Below are 13,547 nucleotides of genomic sequence, written 5' to 3'. Positions count from 1 at the left end.
ACCACTTTAACGAGGAATAATAATGGGAATCCGTAAATACAAGCCGACAACCCCGGGCCGTCGTGGCTCGAGCGTTGCCGACTTCGCAGAAATCACGCGGTCGACGCCGGAGAAGTCTCTGGTCCGTCCGCTGCCCAAATCGGGCGGCCGCAACAACACCGGTAAGATCACCACCCGTCACAAGGGTGGTGGACACAAGCGCCAGTACCGTCTGATCGACTTCCGTCGTCATGACAAGGACGGCGTCAACGCCAAGGTTGCGGAGATCGAATACGATCCGAACCGTACCGCTCGCATTGCGCTATTGCACTATGTTGATGGCACCAAGCGCTACATCATCGCTCCGAATAAGCTCAAGCAGGGTGACTTCGTCGAGGCTGGTCCGTCCGCGGATATCAAGCCCGGCAACAACCTGCCGCTGCGCAATATCCCGGTGGGTACCACTATCCACGCCGTGGAATTGCGTCCCGGTGGCGGTGCCAAGATGGCTCGTTCAGCTGGCGCTTCGGTGCAGCTGGTAGCCAAGGAAGGCCGCTTCGCTCAGCTGCGTCTGCCCTCCGGTGAAATCCGCAACGTCGACGTGCGCTGCCGCGCTACCGTCGGCGAGGTCGGCAACGCCGAGCAGTCGAACATCAACTGGGGTAAAGCAGGCCGTAACCGCTGGCGCGGTATCCGTCCGACCGTTCGTGGCGTTGCCATGAACCCGGTGGATCACCCGCACGGTGGTGGTGAAGGTAAGACTTCTGGTGGTCGTCACCCGGTCAATCCGAATGGTAAGCGTGAAGGCCGCACCCGCCGCCCGAACAAAGAGAGCGACAAGCTTATTGTGCGTCGCCGTCGTACTGGCAAGAACAAGCGATAGGAGCCTGGACAGATGCCACGCAGCCTGAAAAAAGGTCCCTTCGTTGACCAGCACCTCTTTGTGAAGGTAGCAAACGAAAACGAAAAAGGTACCAAGAATGTCATTAAGACTTGGTCCCGCCGGTCCATGATCGTTCCCGATATGCTCGGGCACACGATCGCCGTGCACGACGGCCGCAAGCACATCCCGGTGTTCGTCACCGAGTCGATGGTCGGGCACAAACTGGGCGAATTCGCTCCAACGCGGACTTTCCGCGGCCATGTGAAGGACGACCGTAAGGGCAAGCGCCGCTAGGCGCTTGGCTTGACGGCTAAGACGAGAGAAGGAAAGCAATGGAAGCCAAGGCCATTGCGCGGCACATCCGCGTAACGCCTATGAAGGCCCGGCGCGTCGTCAACCTGATTCGTGGCAAGCAAGCGAATGAGGCCCTGGCGATTCTGAAGTTTGCCCCGCAGGCAGCTTCGGAGCCGGTATTCAAAGTACTCCAGTCCGCAGTAGCTAACGCTCGCGTGCTGGCCGATCGGGACAGCGTTGCCTTCGATGAGGGCGATCTCTACATCAGCGAGGCTTTCGTTGATGAGGGTCCCACCATGAAGCGGTTCCAGCCGCGTGCCCAAGGCCGCGCCTACCGCATCAAGAAGCGCACCAGCCACATCACTGTGGTCGTTGCCACCCCGAGTGAGGAGGAGAACTAAGTGGGACAGAAAGTAAACCCGCACGGGTTCCGCCTCGGTATCACCACTAACCATGTCTCGCATTGGTTCGCCGACTCCAACAAGGCCGGCCAGCGCTACAAGGATTTCGTCCGTGAGGACGTCAAGATCCGTCAGCTCATGTCCACGGGCATGGAGCGCGCCGGCATCGCCAAGGTTGAAATCGAGCGCACCCGCGATCGCGTCCGCGTCGACATCCACACCGCCCGTCCGGGTATTGTGATCGGTCGTCGTGGCGCCGAAGCAGACCGCATCCGCGGCGAGCTGGAGAAGCTCACCGGGAAGCAGGTTCAGCTGAACATCCTCGAGGTGAAGAACCCCGAGATCGAAGCTCAGCTGGTTGCTCAGGGCATCGCCGAGCAGCTCTCTTCACGTGTGGCTTTCCGCCGTGCCATGAAGAAGGCCATGCAGTCCGCGCAGCGCGCCGGTGCCAAGGGCATCCGGGTGCAGTGCTCGGGCCGCTTGGGTGGCGCTGAAATGAGCCGTTCCGAGTTCTACCGCGAAGGTCGTGTGCCGCTGCACACCCTGCGTGCGCAGATCGATTACGGCTTCTTCGAAGCGAAGACCACCTTCGGCCGGATCGGCGTGAAGGTCTGGATCTACAAGGGCGACGTGACCGCAAAGGAATTGGCGCAGCAAGCTGCTACCGCTCCTTCCCGTGGCCGTGGCCCGCGTCCTGAGGGCGATCGTGGCCCTCGCGGTCCTCGTCGTGACGGCGATCGTCGTCGCGGGGGCCGTGATGGAAACTCAGATAACTCAACTAACACCGCGACTGAGGCTGCTCCGGCTGCCGCAGCTGTGGCTACAGAGGGGAGTGAGGCTTAAATGCTGATCCCACGTCGAGTCAAGCACCGCAAGCAGCACCACCCGGGCCGTTCCGGGCAGGCTACCGGCGGCACCAAGGTCAACTTCGGTGAATTCGGTATCCAGGCGCTCAGCCCGGCTTATGTGACCAACCGTCAGATCGAGTCCGCTCGTATCGCGATGACCCGTCATATCAAGCGCGGTGGCAAGGTTTGGATCAATATCTATCCGGACCGCCCGATCACCAAGAAGCCCGCTGAAACCCGTATGGGTTCCGGTAAGGGTTCCCCCGAGTGGTGGGTCGCCAACGTCAAGCCGGGTCGGGTTCTCTTCGAACTCTCCGGTGTCAGTGAAGAAGTAGCTCGCGAGGCTCTGCGCCTGGCAATCCACAAGCTGCCCCTCCGGGCACGCATTGTGCGTCGTGAAGGTGGTGAATAGAAATGGCAGTTGGAACCAAGGATTTGGCCACTGAGAAGCTTGACGGCTTCGACGGTGCACGTTTGCTGGATGAACTCCGCAAGGCCAAGGAAGAACTGTTCAACCTGCGTTTCCAGTCGGCCACCGGCCAGTTGGAGAACCATGGTCGGCTTCGTGCTGTGAAGCGCGATATCGCCCGGATCTACACCGTGCTGCGCGAACGCGAGCTGGGCATTCGTGCCGAGGTCGTCGCCGCAGTGGTGGAGGACAAGGCTGAAGCCAAGGCCAAGAAGAAGTCTTCTAAGAAGGCTGAAGCGAAGGTCGAAGAGACTGAAGCAGAAGCTACTGAGGAGGCTGCCAAGTGAGTGAAGAGAACAAAGAGGCAACCGTGACCGCTGAAACTGTTGAGACCGAGGCTTCCTCGGCCCGCGGCTACCGTAAGACCCGCCGTGGCTACGTCGTTTCGGACAAGATGCAGAAGACCATCGTTGTCGAGGTGGAGGCTCGTGTGAAGCACGCCCTCTACGGCAAGGTGCTGCGTCAGACCTCCAAAGTCAAGGTGCACGACGAAGAGAACTCCGCAGGCATCGGCGATTTGGTGCTGATCAGCGAGACTCGTCCGCTGTCCGCTACCAAGCGCTGGCGCCTCGTCGAGATCCTCGAAAAGGCTAAATAAGCCCATTCAGCTAAATCAGCTGGTCCAGAGGGCCGATACTCCGCAAGGGGTGTCGGCCCTCTGGCGTTTAAGCTCTGAATGCCGTTCGTACTGAATTCGTGCTCGGGTCTCGGATCGGCGGGTGGTGCTCCGCGAGTGCGTGAACGACCTACCAACTCGCAGCTGCCATGACCGAGCTTTTCTTGACAGTTGTATAAATTAACCTCAGAGTTTGTTCAGTCGATGTGGTCAGACCGGCTACTGGCGATCAGGCTGCGGCATTGATCTGCGCGCGGTAGGTGAAAGGAGGAACAGCCATGAACGGGTCCGAGATGGTACAGCCGGAGGTCAGTCCACTGGAAAAGCCGCGAGGCGATAAGTTCGAAGATCGCCGGGGTGAACTTGCAGACGCCACCTTGCAGACTCTTTCGGAACTCGGCTATGCCAGAACCAGCCTGCGCGAAATCGCCCAGCATTCGAAGTTCTCCCATGGAGTGCTGCACTACTACTTCACCGATAAGGTCGAGCTGATCAGCTATTGCGTTCAGCGATATAAGGTCTCCTGTGTTGCTCGCTACGACCAGATCGTCAGTCAGGCGCAGGGCTCGGAGGAACTACGTCACGGCTTTGCCGAGGCCTTGACACTGACGCTGCTCGAAGACACCATGATGCACCGGCTCTGGTACGACCTGCGGGGGCAGAGCCTTTTCGAAACTGCCTTTCGGGAGGATGTTGCGGCGATCGATCTCAGCCTGGAGAACCTGATCTATCGCATTGTCGGTCACTATGCAGATCTGAACGCCAGCCAATGCGCCTTCGACTCGGCCACCACCTATGCCATGCTCGACGGTCTGTTCCAGCAGGCTCTGCTCAAGCATCTCTATGGCTATGAACCCGCAGCCGTTGAGTTGCGCGCCGCTGTCGAGGAACTGCTTCCACGATTGCTGATCCGGTAGCCGGCGGCGAAATTCGAGGCCTAAATGTGCTAAGATATTGAGTTTGTGTGGCCTAACTCTTAGGTTGCGCGACCTCGTAAACTTTCGTGCCAGTGCATACTGCTGTTCGATACTCCTCGGAGTGAATGGTTCAAGTGCTCCTGGCACGGTGGTTTAGGCCTGTTCTGGCAAAATCCAGACAAGCTCAGAGACACCCCCGATCAACTGTTCCGCAAGGCTCATTCTGTAGGCGTGATTTCAGTCTGAGAACCGGCGAGACGACAGGAGTAACTAGTGATTCAGCAAGAGTCGCGACTCAAGGTTGCCGATAACACGGGTGCTAAGGAAATCCTTACCATTCGCGTTCTCGGTGGCTCTGGCCGTCGCTACGCAGGTATTGGCGACGTCATCGTCGCAACCGTCAAGGATGCAATTCCGGGCGGCAACGTCAAGAAGGGCGATGTGGTCAAGGCCGTCATCGTCCGGACCAAGAAGGAACGCCGTCGTGCAGATGGCTCCTACATCAAATTCGATGAGAACGCAGCGGTTATTTTGAAGGCCGATGGCGATCCTCGTGGCACCCGTATCTTCGGCCCGGTCGGCCGCGAACTTCGCGATAAGAAGTTCATGAAGATCATCTCGCTTGCACCGGAGGTGTTGTAATTCATGGCGAAGCTCAAGATCAAGAAGGGTGACCTGGTTCAGGTCATCACCGGCGCCAAGCAGGAGCGCGGCGGAGACCGGGGCAAGCAGGGCAAGGTTCTGCGTGTTTTCCCGGAGACCAACCGAGTTCTCGTTGAGGGCATCAACCGCGTGACCAAGCACACCAAGGTCGGACAGTCGCAGCGCGGCACCAAGACCGGTGGCATTGAGACCGTGGAAGCCCCCATCCATATCTCCAATGTGGCGATCGTGGATCCCTCCACCAAGAAGCCGACCAGGGTTGGCTACCGCCTCGAGACCGTTGAGCGCGATGGTCGCGAACGCGTTACCCGCGTCCGCGTCGCAAAGAGCTCCGGAAAGGACCTGGCATGAGCGCTGAGACTGTAGAAAACGCGCCGGCTACGGCTAATGAAACCGTGAAGGTCACTCCCCGTCTGAAGACCCGCTACGCGGATCAGATCAAGACCGAACTGCAGAGCGAGTTCAACTACTCGAACGTCAACCAGGTTCCGCGCCTGGTGAAGGTCGTTGTGAACATGGGTGTCGGCGAGGCTGCTCGCGACTCCAAGGTGATCGACGGCGCCGTTCGCGATTTGACTCTCATCACCGGCCAGAAGCCGATGGTCACCAAGGCCCGCAAGTCGATCGCGCAGTTCAAACTGCGTGAAGGCATGCCGATTGGCGCGCACGCTACTTTGCGCGGCGACCGGATGTGGGAATTCCTGGACCGTCTGGTCACCCTGGCACTGCCCCGTATCCGCGATTTCCGTGGACTCTCAGGTAAGCAGTTCGACGGTAATGGCAACTACACCTTCGGTCTGACCGAACAGGTGATGTTCCACGAAATCGACCAGGACGCCATCGATAAGGTGCGCGGCATGGACATCACCGTGGTCACCACCGCTAAGACCGATGACGAAGGCCGCGCGCTGCTCAAGGCGCTTGGCTTCCCGTTCAAATCCGAAGACTAATTACTACGTAGCAGGTCCCGCTTCCTAGGAACGCGGGAAACCACTTCGAGAGAGGGCAAAAGCCCAGATGACTATGACAGATCCTGTCGCAGATATGCTTACGCGTCTGCGCAACGCAAATTCGGCTTACCACGATTCCGTGACCATGCCGTACAGCAAACTCAAGGGCCACGTGGCCGACATCCTGAAGGCCGAAGGTTACATCTCGGCATGGAAGGTTGAGGACGCCGAGGTTGGCAAGAAGCTGACCATCGACCTCAAGTTCGGCCCGGAGCGTCAGCGTTCCATCGCTGGAATCCGCCGGATCTCCAAGCCGGGTCTTCGTGTTTATGCGAAGTCCACCAACTTGCCGAAGGTTTTGGGTGGCCTGGGGATCGCGATCCTCTCGACCTCCTCGGGTCTGCTGACCGACCGTCAGGCTGAAAAGAAGGGCGTGGGTGGGGAAGTCCTCGCCTACGTCTGGTAGAAGGAAGGGAGTAAAGACTTATGTCACGTATTGGACGTCTCCCAATCTCCGTGCCTGCTGGTGTCGAGGTTAAAATCGACGGTTCGCTGGTTTCGGTCAAAGGCCCCAAAGGCGCTTTGACTCACAACGTTCCGAACCCGATCGCAGTTGCTCTGGAGGACGGCACCCTGACGGTGTCCCGCCCGAACGACGAGCGCGATTCACGTGCTCTGCACGGTCTGACCCGGACCCTGATCTCTAACCTGATCACCGGTGTCACCGAAGGCTACGAGAAGAAGCTTGAAATCGTCGGTACCGGTTACCGTGTGCAGGCCAAGGGCTCGGACCTCGAGTTCGCCCTGGGCTACAGCCACCCGGTTGCTGTGAAGGCCCCCGAGGGCATCACCCTGACCGTTGAGGGCCCCACCAAGCTCTCTGTATCAGGGATCAATAAGCAGCAGGTGGGCGAAGTTGCTGCCAACATTCGCAAGCTGCGGAAGCCAGACCCGTATAAGGGCAAGGGCATCCGCTACGCGGGCGAAGTTATCCGCCGCAAGGTCGGAAAGGCTGGTAAGTAATCATGGCGCTGACCATTAATAAGAAGCGCAACGGAAAGTCGAAGGCCGATGCACGCGGCCGTCGTCACCTGCGCGTTCGTAAGCGGATCTCCGGCACCGAGGCTCGTCCCCGGCTGGTCGTGAACCGTTCATCCCGGCATATGTTCGTCCAGGTCGTCGATGACACCAAGGGCGTGACGGTTGCCTCCGCTTCCACCATGGAAGCTGATTTGCGCACCTTCGAGGGTGATAAAACCGCGAAGGCTAAGCGAGTTGGCAAACTGGTTGCAGAGCGGGCCAAGAAAGCTGGCATCGAAGCCGTCGTATTTGACCGTGGTGGCAATAAGTACCACGGCCGGGTTGCGGCCGTGGCTGATGGTGCACGCGAAGGTGGTCTGGCCCTGTGAGCGAGAATACAAACCAAGAAAACGCAGGAGCCATTGTGTCCGAAGAGACAACAACTGCAGCAACTGAGACCGCTACCGGTACCACTGAGGACCGCCGCGGTGGACGTCGTGGCGAGCGTGACGGACGAGGCGGTGGCCGTGATGGCGGTCGCGGCGGACGTGACGGCGGCCGTGGTGGCCGTGACGGTGGACGCGACGCTGAGAAGAATCAGTACGTTGAAAAGCTCGTCACCATCAACCGTGTCGCCAAGGTCGTCAAGGGTGGTCGTCGCTTCAGCTTCACCGCTCTGATGGTCGTCGGCGATGGCAACGGCTTGGTCGGCGTCGGTTACGGCAAGGCCAAGGAAGTTCCCGCAGCGATCGCCAAGGGCGTCGAGGAAGCGAAGAAGTCCTTCTTCCGCGTTCCTCGCGTTGGCGGCACCATCCCTCACCGGGTTCAGGGCGAGGCCGCTGCCGGCGTCGTGCTGTTGCGTCCGGCTACCCCGGGTACCGGCGTTATCGCCGGCGGTCCGGTGCGTGCCGTACTCGAGTGCGCCGGTGTTCATGACGTGCTGTCCAAGTCGCTCGGATCTTCCAATGCGATCAATATCGTGCACGCCACGGTAGCCGCCCTGCAGCAGCTCGAAGAGCCTGCCGCTGTGGCTGCCCGCCGTGGTCTGCCGATGGACGAGGTCGTTCCTGGCCCGCTGCTGCGCAACATCCAAGAGCATGCACAAGCAGCGAAGGCAGGTGCCTAATGACCACCCCGAAGAATGTTCAGGTGTCTGAGAAGACCCTGGAGATCACTCAGATCAAGTCCGTCATTGGCGGCAAGCAGAACCAGCGAGACACGCTGCGTTCACTCGGGCTCAAGCGCATCGGTCACACCGTTGTGCGTAAAGCCGACGCAGTGACCGTAGGCATGATCAATACGGTTCCGCACCTGTTGAAGGTAGAGGAGGCGACACATCATGGCTGAGAGCACTACTACAAAGTCGAAAGCTGCTAAGGCATCCGCCGAAAAGGCAGAAACCGTTGAAAAGCAGAACGCGCTCAAGGTACACCACCTGCGTCCCGCTCCGGGAGCCAAGACCGCTAAGACCCGTGTGGGCCGTGGCGAAGGCTCCAAGGGTAAGACCGCTGGTCGTGGCACCAAGGGTACCAAGGCTCGCTACCAGGTGAAGGCAGGCTTTGCCGGCGGTCAGTTGCCGCTGCACATGCGTCTGCCCAAGCTGCGCGGCTTCAAGAACCCCTTCCGGGTGGAATTCCAGGTGGTCAACCTGGATAAGCTCTCCGAGCTTTACCCGGACGGCGGTCAGGTGACCGTTGAGAACCTCGTTGAGAAGGGTGCCGTTCGCAAGAACCAGCCCGTTAAGGTGCTTGGCACCGGTGAACTGACCGTCAAGGTCGACGTCACCGTCAACGCCTTCTCCTCCAGCGCTGCTGAGAAGATTGCAGCCGCCGGCGGTACCGCAACGGAACTCTAATCCCCATGCCCTCCCATAGCTCGTACCTCGCTATGGGGCCCTCGGGCATGTGGGCCCACCCGATGCCCTCCCTTAGCTTGTACCTGACTATGGGTCCCTCGGGCATGTGGGCCCAGTTGTTCACATACGAGTAGGCTCTTGGCGAGCGGGCGAATATTTTCCCCGTTCGCCAAGAGCTTTTCGTTTTCTCTAAGCTTTACCCACTAGACTCGGTTGTTGGGCCATCAGGGCCCAACACTTTTCGTTCCTACACATCAGGAGGACGCTTGCTTTCCGCAATTGGCCGCGCCTTTCGGACGCCTGACCTGCGACGCAAGTTGTTGTTCACGCTGGGCATCATCGCCATCTTCCGGCTCGGGGCTTTCATCCCCTCCCCAGGCATCAACTACACGAACGTCCAAGCTTGTCTAGCCCCGGGTGGCGGTGACACCAGCGGAGGCATCTACCAGTTGGTGAATCTGTTCAGCGGTGGCGCTTTGCTTCAGGTGTCGATCTTCGCGCTTGGCATCATGCCCTACATCACGGCGAGCATCATCATCCAGCTGCTTCGGGTGGTCATTCCCCGTTTCCAGGAGCTCCACCTCGAAGGTGGGCAAGGGCAGAGCAAGCTGACTCAGTACACTCGCTACCTGACCATCGCGCTCGGTCTGCTGAACGCTACGACTCTGGTGTCGTTGGCTCGTTCCGGCAACCTGCTCGGTGGCTGTGGCGCCGATGGTTCACCCGGTGCCATCGTCCCGGATAGCTCGATTGTCGCTACCATCCTGATCATCATCACCTTGACCGCAGGCACCGGTCTGATCATGTGGATGGGCGAACTCGTCACCGAGAAGGGCGTCGGCAACGGTATGTCGCTGTTGATCTTCACCTCGATCGTGGCGCAGTTCCCGGTTTCCCTGGGCCAGATCTGGACCACCAAGGGTCCGGGCACCTTCTTCATGGTGATCGCTTTGGGCATTATCGTGGTCGCTCTGGTGGTCTTCGTGGAGCAGTCGCAGCGCCGGATTCCGGTGCAGTACGCCAAGCGGATGATCGGACGTCGCACCGTGGGCGGCACGAACACCTACATCCCGATCAAGGTCAATATGGCCGGCGTCGTGCCCGTCATCTTTGCTTCTTCTTTGCTTTACCTGCCTTCCTTGATCGCGCAGTTCGCGATCAATGGAAACGCGGCTAATGCACCCGCCTGGGCGGTCTGGATCAATGACAATCTGACCAAGGGCGATCACCCGATCTATATGGTGATGTACTTCCTGATGATCGTCTTCTTCACGTACTTCTATGTCGCGATCACCTTCAACCCTGAAGAGGTCTCCGACAACATGAAGAAGTACGGCGGCTTCATCCCGGGCATCCGGGCTGGCAAGCCGACCGCTGACTACCTGCAGTACGTGCTCTCCAGGATCACTCTGCCGGGTGCTCTGTACCTCGGCCTGGTTGCCTTGATCCCCTTGATCGCTCTCGTGCTGATCAATGCCAACCAGAACTTCCCCTTCGGTGGAACCTCACTGCTCATCATGGTCGGCGTCGGTCTGGAGACCGTCAAGCAGATTGACGCTCAGCTGCAGCAACGTCATTACGAAGGACTGTTGCGATGACCAGAATGCTCATCGTTGGGCCTCCTGGATCAGGCAAAGGCACTCAGGCGGAACGGATTTCCGGCCGACTTGGCATCGTGGCGATCTCCACAGGAGACATCTTCCGTGCCAATGTGAAGGGTGAGACTCCGCTCGGTCTGGAAGCTAAGAAGTACCTCGACGCGGGAGACTTCGTTCCGGACACTGTGACTAATAAGATGGTCCGCGATCGTCTTCAGCAGGAGGATGTCAGAGATGGCTTCCTGCTGGACGGTTATCCGCGGACCTCGGCCCAGGTGGACGAGCTGGCAGATATTCTCTCCGTTGAAGGCCACGAGCTGAATGTGGTCTTGCAGCTGGTGGCTGACGATGAAGAGCTGGTCACCCGTTTGCTGGGCCGGGCACAGGAGATGGGACGCAGCGATGACGATGAGAAAGTCATCCGTCACCGCTTGCATCTGTATCACACGCAGACCGAGGCCGTGGTGAGCCGCTACGCTGAGCAGGGCATCCTTGCAAAGGTCGATGGCATCGGCGCGATCGATGAAGTGACTGATCGCATCATGGCCGCGATTGACGGCTTCAACACCAAATAATTGAGAGTGAAACGATGGAGGGTCAGGCAGTTGTGCCTGGCCCTCCATCGGCCTTTCTGGGCTTTTCCGCTCGTGGCGATTGTTCGGGGTTTGTTCTGGAATGAGGCGGATCTTGCCCGCAGATAAGCCGACGGTCTGCCACCATCCAGCACGAGTGAGTATCCGAGAGCAGTTGCCCCGGTGAACCAGCAAACCCCTAGCGGCGCTAGCAGACCGAAGAATCGTAAGGCGCTGATCATCCGCGCGGCCGGCACCCTTTTCTATCAACGTGGTTATGCCGCCGTGGGGATGAGCGAGATCGCAGCTTCGGTGGGCATTGCCCCGTCAGCCTTGTATCGTCATTTCCGGGGCAAGGAAGAACTACTCAAGGCTGTGATCGAGAACAGTCTTTCCCAGATCATCACCCCGATCGAGCAACTCAAAAGCAACCCTGAAGCAGATTCGCCCGAGATCTGGGCCAGCTACTTTGCTGAGGTCGCTTTGAACTCGCGTGAGGCCGGAGTTCTGTGGCGACGGGAATCGAGGCGGCTGCCCGCTGAGGAGCTAGAGCTGTTGCAGGCTCGGATCAGTTTTATGCAACATGAATTAGCCGCAAAAGTGCGCTCTTTCCGCGCCGAAGCCGGGGGATGGGCCGAACTCCTCGCCCGAGCTCAGCTCTCGGTCTTTGCCAGTATCTCCTTTCATCGAACGAACCTCCGCAGGGATCTGTTCAGTGCCTTATTGGCTGATATCGTGCTTTCAGTTTTAAAGATCAAACTGCCGGAAAATTCATTCTTGACCACAGAGACAGAGCGCCGGCCCACCGACTCGGTGCTCTCCACCAGGGAGCAGCTCTTGGCGGTCGGGGCGGAGCTCTTCGCTGAAAGGGGTTTCGCGGCCGTCAGCACGGGTGAGGTCGCTGCCGCCGTCGGTATCGCCGGGCCGAGCATCTATCACCATTTCAGCAGTAAATCCGAGATCCTCTTCCTCTCCTTGGAACGCGCTGGGGCGAGATTGCGGAGCAAACTCGAGGAAGTGCTGGCCACAGCCGCGGATGCTTCAGAAGCGCTCAACGCGCTGATGCGCAGTTATCTGAAGATGATTCTGGAAGAACCCCATCTGATCATTTTGCTGATCACTGAACTCGACCATCTCAGCCAGGACTCCAAAGAAGTGATCCGGGCTGAACAACGTGATTATGTCAGCCGCTGGGTCGGTCTACTGCGTGAACTTCATCCTGAGTTGGACGAAGAATCCGCCTGGATCAGGGCACACGCCAGTATCACGGTGATCAACCAACGGCTCGGCGGGCGCCGGGAGGCTCTACGCAGCGGCGAACTGGCCGGCATCACCTCGATCTGTCAGGCCATTCTGCGCTTGACGTGAACCAGCGGTCTGTGGTGCCGGGAGGCCACGAAATCCTGTCTACCATAGTAGGGACGACGAAGGCTCCGGGCATCCAGCTTCAGCCCAACCAGTCAGCACAAGAGAGAAGGTAATCAATGGCCGCTTTTGGACGAGGCCAGATCGAACTGAAGTCCCCTGCCCAGTTCAAGCTGATGAAAGAGGCAGGGCTGATCCTCTCTGCTGCCCTGGACGTCGCGGTAGCTGCTGCCGACGTCGGAGTCAGCACCGCCGAGCTGGACGCACTTTTTGCCGAGCAGCTGACGAAGGCGGGGGCGACGTCGAACTTTCTGGGCTATTACGGATACCCGGCGACCATCTGCACCTCAGTCAATGAGCAAGTGGTGCACGGCATTCCGAACGATCGGAAATTGCAGGACGGCGATCTGGTCTCCATCGACGGCGGAGCCATTGTCGGGGGCTGGCATGCTGATTCAGCGCGGACAGTGATCGTCGGAACCGCGGACCCCGCTGACCTGAAGCTCTCGAAGCTCACCGAAGCGGCGATGTGGCGCGGGATCGCCGCGATGGCCACAGCCAGCCGGGTGGGCGAGATCGGCGATGCCATCGACGACTACGTCACCGAGGCGGCGGGGGAGAAGTTCGGCATTATCGAGGACTACACGGGGCACGGCATCGGCTCAGCAATGCATATGGATCCCGATGTGCTCAACTACCGATCCCGGAACAGAGGCCCCAAGTTGCGTCCCGGCATGGCCCTGGCCATCGAACCTTTGCTGGTACGCGGTGGCATCGCTACCCGGACGCTGGAAGATGAGTGGACAGTGGTGACCGAAGACGGCCAGCGGGCGGCTCACTGGGAACATTCGGTGGCGGTTCATCAGAACGGCATCTGGGTGCTCACCGCGCCCGACGGCGGTGCCGCCAAGCTCGCCCAGTTCGGCGTCACCCCGGCGCCCCTACCTTAAACTCCAACGCTGTGACAGTTAGAGCCGTTATGGAGCTTTCAAAACGACTCCAACTGTCACAGCGTTTTCAACGGATGCTGAAGTGGGGCGCACCCCTAGGATGGCGCGCGCCACGACAGTGGGGCGCGAGGGCTCCACTGTGGCGACGAAGGGAGCGGACAGGGTTC

Annotated in this window: 21 protein-coding genes; all 21 read left to right on the top strand. The window is 59.4% G+C overall.

Going from position 1 to position 13,547, the window contains the following annotated elements; translation table 11 throughout:
- Positions 1-22 precede the first annotated feature (22 nt).
- The 21 genes from rplB (at position 23) to map (ending at position 13,380) form a co-directional block, all read left to right on the top strand.
- Positions 23-862 carry a 50S ribosomal protein L2 gene (gene rplB, locus ABDK06_RS04885; protein WP_394939485.1) on the top strand — a complete coding sequence of 280 codons (840 nt, stop codon included), beginning with the start codon at positions 23-25 and terminating at the stop codon, positions 860-862.
- 12 nt (positions 863-874) lie between these two features.
- A complete protein-coding gene (gene rpsS, locus ABDK06_RS04880; protein WP_045075261.1) occupies positions 875-1,156 on the top strand; it encodes a 30S ribosomal protein S19 in 282 nt (93 codons plus the stop codon).
- Between the two features lie 38 nt (positions 1,157-1,194).
- Positions 1,195-1,557, top strand: coding sequence for a 50S ribosomal protein L22 (rplV, locus tag ABDK06_RS04875; protein ID WP_179388929.1), 363 nt, complete (start codon positions 1,195-1,197; stop codon positions 1,555-1,557).
- Positions 1,558-2,400 carry a 30S ribosomal protein S3 gene (gene rpsC / locus ABDK06_RS04870; protein WP_394939482.1) on the top strand — a complete coding sequence of 281 codons (843 nt, stop codon included), beginning with the start codon at positions 1,558-1,560 and terminating at the stop codon, positions 2,398-2,400.
- Entirely contained in the window at positions 2,401-2,817 is a 417-nt protein-coding gene (gene rplP, locus ABDK06_RS04865) for a 50S ribosomal protein L16 (protein WP_394939480.1), read from the top strand.
- 2 nt (positions 2,818-2,819) lie between these two features.
- The gene (rpmC, locus tag ABDK06_RS04860; protein ID WP_394939478.1) at positions 2,820-3,161 is read left to right on the top strand and encodes a 50S ribosomal protein L29; all 342 of its coding nucleotides are present in this window, start codon (positions 2,820-2,822) and stop codon (positions 3,159-3,161) included.
- A complete protein-coding gene (gene rpsQ, locus ABDK06_RS04855) occupies positions 3,158-3,472 on the top strand; it encodes a 30S ribosomal protein S17 (RefSeq protein WP_394939476.1) in 315 nt (104 codons plus the stop codon). The genes rpmC and rpsQ overlap by 4 nt, the downstream gene beginning before the upstream one ends.
- Positions 3,473-3,768: 296 nt before the next feature.
- Entirely contained in the window at positions 3,769-4,407 is a 639-nt protein-coding gene (locus tag ABDK06_RS04850; RefSeq protein ID WP_394939474.1) for a TetR/AcrR family transcriptional regulator, read from the top strand.
- Between the two features lie 273 nt (positions 4,408-4,680).
- Positions 4,681-5,049: a 50S ribosomal protein L14 gene (rplN, locus tag ABDK06_RS04845; protein WP_045075241.1), complete on the top strand. Its 369-nt coding sequence runs from the start codon at positions 4,681-4,683 to the stop codon at positions 5,047-5,049.
- A 3-nt stretch (positions 5,050-5,052) separates the two neighbouring features.
- Complete coding sequence (gene rplX / locus ABDK06_RS04840) at positions 5,053-5,421, top strand: 50S ribosomal protein L24 (RefSeq protein ID WP_394939471.1); 369 nt, start codon at positions 5,053-5,055, stop codon at positions 5,419-5,421.
- Positions 5,418-6,020 carry a 50S ribosomal protein L5 gene (rplE, locus tag ABDK06_RS04835; protein WP_394939469.1) on the top strand — a complete coding sequence of 201 codons (603 nt, stop codon included), beginning with the start codon at positions 5,418-5,420 and terminating at the stop codon, positions 6,018-6,020. Before rplX ends, rplE begins: the two co-directional genes overlap by 4 nt.
- A gap of 67 nt (positions 6,021-6,087) precedes the next feature.
- Complete coding sequence (gene rpsH, locus ABDK06_RS04830) at positions 6,088-6,486, top strand: 30S ribosomal protein S8 (protein ID WP_394939467.1); 399 nt, start codon at positions 6,088-6,090, stop codon at positions 6,484-6,486.
- A gap of 20 nt (positions 6,487-6,506) precedes the next feature.
- Positions 6,507-7,043 (top strand): 50S ribosomal protein L6, encoded by a 537-nt coding sequence (gene rplF, locus ABDK06_RS04825; RefSeq protein WP_394939465.1) that lies wholly within the window; start codon positions 6,507-6,509, stop codon positions 7,041-7,043.
- Between the two features lie 2 nt (positions 7,044-7,045).
- Entirely contained in the window at positions 7,046-7,429 is a 384-nt protein-coding gene (rplR, locus tag ABDK06_RS04820) for a 50S ribosomal protein L18 (RefSeq protein ID WP_394939463.1), read from the top strand.
- 35 nt (positions 7,430-7,464) lie between these two features.
- The gene (gene rpsE / locus ABDK06_RS04815) at positions 7,465-8,166 is read left to right on the top strand and encodes a 30S ribosomal protein S5 (protein ID WP_394939461.1); all 702 of its coding nucleotides are present in this window, start codon (positions 7,465-7,467) and stop codon (positions 8,164-8,166) included.
- Entirely contained in the window at positions 8,166-8,387 is a 222-nt protein-coding gene (rpmD, locus tag ABDK06_RS04810) for a 50S ribosomal protein L30 (protein WP_394939459.1), read from the top strand. Before rpsE ends, rpmD begins: the two co-directional genes overlap by 1 nt.
- Positions 8,380-8,895: a 50S ribosomal protein L15 gene (gene rplO, locus ABDK06_RS04805; RefSeq protein ID WP_394939457.1), complete on the top strand. Its 516-nt coding sequence runs from the start codon at positions 8,380-8,382 to the stop codon at positions 8,893-8,895. The genes rpmD and rplO overlap by 8 nt, the downstream gene beginning before the upstream one ends.
- 266 nt (positions 8,896-9,161) lie before the next feature.
- Entirely contained in the window at positions 9,162-10,493 is a 1,332-nt protein-coding gene (secY, locus tag ABDK06_RS04800; RefSeq protein ID WP_394939455.1) for a preprotein translocase subunit SecY, read from the top strand.
- Positions 10,490-11,068 (top strand): adenylate kinase, encoded by a 579-nt coding sequence (locus tag ABDK06_RS04795; RefSeq protein WP_394939453.1) that lies wholly within the window; start codon positions 10,490-10,492, stop codon positions 11,066-11,068. Before secY ends, ABDK06_RS04795 begins: the two co-directional genes overlap by 4 nt.
- A gap of 180 nt (positions 11,069-11,248) precedes the next feature.
- Entirely contained in the window at positions 11,249-12,433 is a 1,185-nt protein-coding gene (locus ABDK06_RS04790; RefSeq protein WP_394939451.1) for a TetR/AcrR family transcriptional regulator, read from the top strand.
- A gap of 116 nt (positions 12,434-12,549) precedes the next feature.
- Complete coding sequence (map, locus tag ABDK06_RS04785; RefSeq protein WP_394939449.1) at positions 12,550-13,380, top strand: type I methionyl aminopeptidase; 831 nt, start codon at positions 12,550-12,552, stop codon at positions 13,378-13,380.
- Positions 13,381-13,547: the final 167 nt, after the last annotated feature.

This window comes from Psychromicrobium ferritrahens (assembly GCF_043789415.1).
Taxonomy (GTDB): Bacteria; Actinomycetota; Actinomycetes; order Actinomycetales; family Micrococcaceae; genus Renibacterium.
The sequence above is the reverse complement of the archived record's forward strand: the minus strand, read 5'-3'. Positions and strand labels throughout refer to the sequence as shown.

Bases quoted from the DNA above. Each gene is read 5' to 3' on its own strand.
- rplX (WP_394939471.1), top strand. From the start codon at position 5,053: ATGGCGAAGCTCAAGATCAAGAAGGGTGACCTGGTTCAGGTCATCACC.
- rplF (WP_394939465.1), top strand. From the start codon at position 6,507: ATGTCACGTATTGGACGTCTCCCAATCTCCGTGCCTGCTGGTGTCGAG.
- rpsS (WP_045075261.1), top strand. From the start codon at position 875: ATGCCACGCAGCCTGAAAAAAGGTCCCTTCGTTGACCAGCACCTCTTT.
- rpsH (WP_394939467.1), top strand. From the start codon at position 6,088: ATGACTATGACAGATCCTGTCGCAGATATGCTTACGCGTCTGCGCAAC.
- rplV (WP_179388929.1), top strand. From the start codon at position 1,195: ATGGAAGCCAAGGCCATTGCGCGGCACATCCGCGTAACGCCTATGAAG.
- rplR (WP_394939463.1), top strand. From the start codon at position 7,046: ATGGCGCTGACCATTAATAAGAAGCGCAACGGAAAGTCGAAGGCCGAT.
- rplB (WP_394939485.1), top strand. From the start codon at position 23: ATGGGAATCCGTAAATACAAGCCGACAACCCCGGGCCGTCGTGGCTCG.
- rplP (WP_394939480.1), top strand. From the start codon at position 2,401: ATGCTGATCCCACGTCGAGTCAAGCACCGCAAGCAGCACCACCCGGGC.
- rplO (WP_394939457.1), top strand. From the start codon at position 8,380: ATGGCTGAGAGCACTACTACAAAGTCGAAAGCTGCTAAGGCATCCGCC.
- rpmD (WP_394939459.1), top strand. From the start codon at position 8,166: ATGACCACCCCGAAGAATGTTCAGGTGTCTGAGAAGACCCTGGAGATC.
- rpmC (WP_394939478.1), top strand. From the start codon at position 2,820: ATGGCAGTTGGAACCAAGGATTTGGCCACTGAGAAGCTTGACGGCTTC.
- rplE (WP_394939469.1), top strand. From the start codon at position 5,418: ATGAGCGCTGAGACTGTAGAAAACGCGCCGGCTACGGCTAATGAAACC.
- map (WP_394939449.1), top strand. From the start codon at position 12,550: ATGGCCGCTTTTGGACGAGGCCAGATCGAACTGAAGTCCCCTGCCCAG.
- ABDK06_RS04795 (WP_394939453.1), top strand. From the start codon at position 10,490: ATGACCAGAATGCTCATCGTTGGGCCTCCTGGATCAGGCAAAGGCACT.
- ABDK06_RS04850 (WP_394939474.1), top strand. From the start codon at position 3,769: ATGAACGGGTCCGAGATGGTACAGCCGGAGGTCAGTCCACTGGAAAAG.